The following is a 6,024-nucleotide window of genomic DNA, read 5'->3' as shown; positions in this document are numbered from 1 at the left end:
TTGGACTTGTTCAGAGGTTCCCTAAATTGCCAGTGGAACTGTAAATGCCTACAGTATTATGCAAACTAAGCACGCCAGTTGAATGGGCTATAAATTCAATTAGATTCCGGGGGAAATATGAAACGCAATTGGGACACAATTCGTGAAGTTCTGACGCGCCTAGAAGATCTACCGAGTACAGATACCGCAATTCAGCTGTCCGACTTTCCGTCAGATCGTGCTTATGAGTATTCTTACCATGTAGAGCTACTTATTGAAGCGGGTCTTGTTGAGGGAAATATGTCTCGGACGTTGGGCCGCGGCCCCACCGACTTCTTTGGTAGGCGCCTAACCTGGCTAGGCCACGAGTTTTTGGACTCAATTCGTTCTGACTCTGTCTGGAGCAAAACCAAGAGAACTTTCGCGTCAAAGGGTATCGACATGACATTTGATTTGGTCAAGTCTGTTGCATCTGAAATTTCAGTGACCCTTCTTCGTGGTGCAGCTGGGGGCTAAAAATTTCGTTCAAGCTGACATTTCACCACCGGAAAAAGACCTCTAAAGGGTGAAGCCTGACCCATTTAGTCCCTCGGCGAAAGTCTTGGGATTATCTGTCGGGAAATATTTGGCCAGTTGCTGGCGTGCAATTGCATAAACCCCCTGTTTGTCCAGGGTGTAAAGCACATTAGTTAGTTCGGATCGCTTCATTTTGGTAAACACAAAAACTATTTATTCATGGTTTACGTGTTTACTAGAAAAAAGGATAGGTGAATTGGTCTACATAAAAACCATAGTGCTATGGTCTTTGTGTTTATCTCGAAGGGGTCTACGAAAAGTTATCAGAACCGGGGACGCGCTGGCGCACTGGCTTCTGTTTGGGCCTCAGCCGCTTGGGATTGCACGCCGATCTGAACCAAGTAGGCCATGTCCAAGGTGTTCATGTCACTATCGAGTCGGCCGGCAATCGTTTCTTGAACAATACCTTCTTTGGCCAGCAATAGAACCTGCCTGAACGTTTGTTCAATCGTATCGGCACGCTCCTCGATCAAATCAAGTACATCTTCAGGGAGTTGGTGCTCGTGGGGTTGCCAGGGCAGAACTAGGGCAACATCGGCCCAGCAGCCGACGCGACCCTGCGCATGACACATATCCACGCAGTTGCGTAGAGACTGATAAGCCGAAAACGCATCCTCATTCGACAACATCTGGCCGGCCGCCAGCTCAAGAGCCTTGTAGCGCAATACGCTCAAATCATCATTCATTGGTCACTCCCGTTGTGTTGGTACTGGCCCGAGTGTAGACAGCACAACGGCGTAATTAAAGTGTTGGCCCAGCTAAATTTTGTGTGGCACATGGCTTCGAGTTGCGTCCCTTGCTTGATGCTGGGCGCGTCGATAGGCCAGATTTTCTTCATTTTGACGTCGAGTGCGGTACTCGAGAACTGCGGGCTCGCGCATGAGCATTTCGAGTAAATCCATGATCAGCGTTCGCTCATCGACACTCAGACCTGAAAGGTTGCTGTATCCCAGGGCGGCATAAGCCTGCGCAGCGAGCTCACGTAGGCGCTTGATCTCGCGCAACAGCTCCAGAACATCGGCATTGCGCCGATGCCCATCTTGAATTTGTCGCAGTTGCTTGTAGTTCAGCATGGCACTATAAGGCTGTATATAAAAACAGTATCTAGTATAGTGCTGCATGCTTAACTGCAGTTAGCCCTTTTATCGTGATGTTAGCGTCTCATGAAGGGCGAGCAATTCTTTGCTAGTTTTGTTATCGGCCGACGGGGAACATGAAATCTTTGGATTACGCCGACTTGGCCATGAACTGGGCTTCGTGCGTGAAATTTGCCTCAATCAGTGCTTGAGCCTGCGCGGGGGCGACACTATTGCCGCACATCCGAACCTGTGCAGTTTTGGACAGTTTGATCCGGGGAATGTCGCGTGGATCGCCCGGTACCTGGACACCATCTTTGAACAGTAACTTCGGATCCGGAATCTCGTCGATGATGTAGTCCTCGGGAAAGGACTGTGCTCGATAGAGTTCGCGCGCAACAAGCATGCGCAGGGTAATGTCCACCAACACCCACCAACTTCCTTCATGAGGCATAAGCACAAGTTGCGCTGGCTCTGGGAAGTGCTCGGGCAAGTGCTCGTGCAAAAGTGCGGCGCAACGCTCAGCGTTCTCGCGTTGGGATTGGCTCAAACTGCCAGCCGGCACCTGAATGGTTTTAACCAGGCCCATTCGGGCTTTGGTCGGTAAGGTGTGCATTGGCTCATCAATGGCTTGCCATTGGCCGCCGCTGCTGTAGTACTTGACCAAGTAGGCGGTTACCAACTGCTGATTGGCGCCAGAGGAGGTGATGGTGGACATAGGCGCCGCGGCTGAGCGACCTGCACCCTCGAAAAATCCACCATTGGCTTGTTCAAAGTAGGCCGCCGACAAGCTGCTTGGCGCCCCGCTTGCTGTGACGGTATTAAGCGGTGCGTCCAATGAGCGAACGCCATTACTCCAGCGCTTTGCTCCCGTCGAGCATGATTCCCCGTGACCTGCGTCGATCAAGTTAGCCAGAACCAATGCCTGTTCCCCTCGATTCGCGCCGGTAACGGTGGGTAAGGGCTGAGAAGGAGAGATACCCGCCCGCTCGCCGTGATGGGTCAGGTGGGTTAAATGCGCACCGATTAAAGCGTGATGGGTACCCTGCGCTGAAATCGTGGATAAAGGCTGCTCAATACTGTGACCACCCATGTGACCGTCGCTGGTGCCTCGCAATGGAGCGATCGTGTGCGCAACTTCATTCTCCACCTTGACGACAGCATCGACTTCGTTGACGCGTTGAAGAAATCTCATATCCTGCTGCGAGAGTCCTTCGCCATCCAACGGTTGAAATTCGGGGGACACCACCGAGAAGTGTCCACCCTTGACCTGGGCGCATACGGTACGCAACGGAGCGTCTGCTGGCATTGTCCGTTGGCCGCTCGCGTTAGCGTGTTCTGTAATAAATGGGGTTACGACGGGTTGCCCTACGTAATGATGATTGCCCGTTGTGATCGTAGCAAGAGGCTCACTTGCTGCCGCCCCTGGGTGCCCGCTGGTATTGGTGACAATAAATGGCTTGGGGCTGTTCAGTACATGGCGGAATACCCCTTTTGCCACACGCCGTTGAGTGTTAGTGGCCAAGGCCTTTTTGCGGCCAAAGATACTGCTGGCCGGCAAATCAAAGTCGATACACTCAGCGGCCGAGCGATGAGGGGCAAGCAAACCGGCCAGAACCTGGCGAGAAGTGGGGTCGCCGTGGGTTTGTTGGGGCCACACAATGGGCAGACCATCCCGACGTGCTACAAGGAAAAGACGCTTACGAATTGTTGGCGCCCCCTGGTCACAGGCACGAAGCTCTTTCCAGTCGACCTGGTAACCGTGCTGACGCAACTGACGCACGAAACTGTCAAAGGTTTTGCCTTTACGCGCAGGATCCGGGCGGGCATAGCCGTCGGGCCCGACAATCACCGGCCCCCAGCTTTTGAACTCCTCCACGTTCTCGAGCATCAACACACGTGGTTTGGTCAAAGCTACCCAGCGCAGCGCGATCCAGGCCAATCCCCGAATGTGCTTGGACACCGGCGTGCCACCTTTAGCCTTTGAAAAATGCTTGCAGTCGGGCGAGAGCCAGACCAGTGCCACGGGCTGGTTATTGGTTACTTCAATTGGATCGACATTCCAAACGCTTTCACACAGATGGTGCGTGTAGGGATGGTTCAGCGCATGCATTGCAAGCGCTTCTGGGTCGTGGTTGATCGCAATATCGACGGGGCGACCAAACGCGGCCTCCAGACCCGTGCTGGTACCTCCTCCGCCAGCAAAGTTGTCAATAATCAGCTCGTGGGGCAGCGGCAGGGCGATCTGGGAGTACATGGATTTGGCTCTCTAGTGCTTATCAATAGTACGATAAGTATTACTAAATGCCTTAAAAAAACGAAAGGCGAAATCAAGTAACAGCGCAGGTTAACCAGAAGACCGCAGACTTGCCTCAATAGGCTGAAAACGCCTAGCTCTTGTCCGGTACTATTTCAGCGATATATTGAGACAAATATTGTTGATCGCCATTAACCAAGGCTAGTATATGTTCCGCTCGTTTTCGATCCGCATTAAGCAAAGATTCTCGAACAGCATCTGGAATCGTTAGGAAGATCTGCGCTTTTCGTAGTTGAAATATGTGTTCAGCAACCGCATCAAGCTCATCAAGCACCCAAGCGGCGTTTGCTTCCGACAAGAAAGAGTTTGAACCTTGACCTTCTTGCAGTTTGCTGTTTGTTGTGGTTTTTTTCATGCTTTTTCTTTAAAGATAGCTGTGTCTGTAAAAAATTATGCACCATCGCGGTTCATCCTTTTGTAAGCTCTATCAATATATTGATAATAATTACAAATGGAGTGAAAAAAAGAAGTGTTAATGCTTGGGATTCTTCACGGCTGATCATTGGGGGGGCGAACATCCATTGCTTTTGTTGCCGCTGGTTGATCTAACTCACGAATCTTCCGACGCATTGCGACGCATGATGTAAGCGTCTTAAAAAAGCATTCTGAGAAATGTCAGTGCTGCACACAACACAAAGAACAGGATCGCTGCTTTTGACCATCCAAACGTTTTTGCCATACGAATCCAAGGTGCAGCAGGACTGATTTTCCATAAGGTGCGACGTCGTTCGAGCTCTCCCGGCTCGGCCTCGCGCCAGACGGGTAGTTGTGTGGACATCAGCACACCTGCAGCGAACATACCCATTGCTGCGATAGCCTTTTCAAGGCCTGGCATCCCGAAATCAAATGCGACAGCGATAAAGCCGAGAGCTGCGAGGATGGGCAACATAGGCCCGAATATTCCGCCGGCTGGCAGAAAATTAATCTGCTCATCAAGACAGTTGCCAATGATTTTCATTCGTTTGGTCATTTATACATTTCCTCTCATGGCTTGGTTTTAAAGCCATCATTGAGTTGGCGGCATTCTAACTAAATATCTACTTTGAAGGAGCGTGATCCCACTTTTGGCCATCCAATAGACGACCAGCTGCCTTCTTGCCGACTTTGCAATAACGTACCGGTCGATCCCCGGCGGGAGCATCTTTTCCGACGCACGAGCTGCACAAGTCGGGCTCAATCCACCAACAGCTGTCTTCACATGCATTATTCCATGTGCAGCCACACACCCGACATGACCGAGCGCCGTCCTCTGGGACTACATACTCACCCCATTGCTTAAAGAAAAACGGTACGCCGGCCTCTGCACACTGGTCTCGTAGTGCACGGGCCCAGTCTGGGTGCATCGGTCGGGCATTGGGGCCACTTTCACCACCGACGATGACCCAATCCAATTGACGCAGACCATCAAGATGATCTGTTTGTCCAGTTGGATTGAGTGCCGAAGATCGAATACCATCTCTCCAAGCTGTTAGCCAGCGAAGGGATACTGACGATAGCAAAGGCTCCATACTCAGGAACCGAACCGCTGCTGGCGTTTCGAGTAGTTTGGGGATATCTCGGTGAGCCTCCTCATCATTAACAATAGTCGCGCCAAGCCAAACATTCGGCCAGGGCCAGGTGGCTTGTAATTCATTCGGATTCTGACCGCGCCGACGGGCTAGCTTGTTTAGTGCGTCCATGATCAGTGGATGTGCGTTGCTGATCCGTTTCGTCAAAATCAGCCAATCCAAATTAGGCGTGCAGTCGATCAACTCAAACAGATCCTCGCGCCATTGAGGGTCAACGGCGTTATCAAACACGTCCGCCAGAGAAGCGCAGAACACACGACGGCGTCGCCCATGCTCCGCGTAGAACTGCGCATGAGTGTTGTTCCAGGCAAGTGGCTTTCGCCAATTGGATGCGCTCGTGCGGCGCCGAGCGACTTTCGCGCCCCACTTGACATCAAGAACTCTTGCGGGAGTGCTTTGTTCTGCATAACAGTGATCGCAGCCGGGTGAGACTTTATTGCAACCGATCCATGGATTGAATGTCGAATCGCACCATTCGATGTTTGTTGTTTCACTCATTTCAAGCTCC

Annotated in this window: 7 protein-coding genes; 1 reads left to right on the top strand and 6 read right to left on the bottom strand. The window is 51.6% G+C overall.

Features of this window, described 5'->3' with window-relative positions; all coding sequences use genetic code 11:
* The first annotated feature begins 117 nt into the window (after positions 1-117).
* Positions 118-495 (top strand): DUF2513 domain-containing protein, encoded by a 378-nt coding sequence (locus PuT2_RS16250; protein ID WP_093971765.1) that lies wholly within the window; start codon positions 118-120, stop codon positions 493-495.
* A gap of 323 nt (positions 496-818) precedes the next feature.
* On the opposite strand, the gene PuT2_RS14760 is transcribed toward PuT2_RS16250, so the two are convergent.
* The 6 genes from PuT2_RS14760 to PuT2_RS14735 all read right to left on the bottom strand — a co-directional run bounded on the left by PuT2_RS14760 (position 819) and on the right by PuT2_RS14735 (position 6,014).
* Positions 819-1,241: a hypothetical protein gene (locus PuT2_RS14760; protein WP_093971764.1), complete on the bottom strand. Its 423-nt coding sequence runs from the start codon at positions 1,239-1,241 to the stop codon at positions 819-821.
* 72 nt (positions 1,242-1,313) lie between these two features.
* Positions 1,314-1,628 (bottom strand): hypothetical protein, encoded by a 315-nt coding sequence (locus PuT2_RS14755; protein ID WP_093971763.1) that lies wholly within the window; start codon positions 1,626-1,628, stop codon positions 1,314-1,316.
* 154 nt (positions 1,629-1,782) lie between these two features.
* Positions 1,783-3,888 (bottom strand): DNA cytosine methyltransferase, encoded by a 2,106-nt coding sequence (locus PuT2_RS14750; RefSeq protein WP_093971762.1) that lies wholly within the window; start codon positions 3,886-3,888, stop codon positions 1,783-1,785.
* A gap of 133 nt (positions 3,889-4,021) precedes the next feature.
* Positions 4,022-4,303 (bottom strand): hypothetical protein, encoded by a 282-nt coding sequence (locus PuT2_RS14745; protein WP_093971761.1) that lies wholly within the window; start codon positions 4,301-4,303, stop codon positions 4,022-4,024.
* Between the two features lie 237 nt (positions 4,304-4,540).
* On the bottom strand, positions 4,541-4,918 hold the full coding sequence (locus PuT2_RS14740) for a hypothetical protein (RefSeq protein ID WP_143516208.1): 378 nt from the start codon (positions 4,916-4,918) through the stop codon (positions 4,541-4,543).
* A gap of 67 nt (positions 4,919-4,985) precedes the next feature.
* Entirely contained in the window at positions 4,986-6,014 is a 1,029-nt protein-coding gene (locus tag PuT2_RS14735; protein ID WP_093971759.1) for a phage Gp37/Gp68 family protein, read from the bottom strand.
* Positions 6,015-6,024 lie beyond the last annotated feature (10 nt).

Source organism: Pusillimonas sp. T2, from assembly GCF_002236805.1.
Lineage (GTDB): Bacteria > Pseudomonadota > Gammaproteobacteria > Burkholderiales > Burkholderiaceae_B > Neopusillimonas.
Note: the sequence above shows the minus strand (reverse complement) of the source record. Positions and strands in the feature narration are given on the sequence as shown.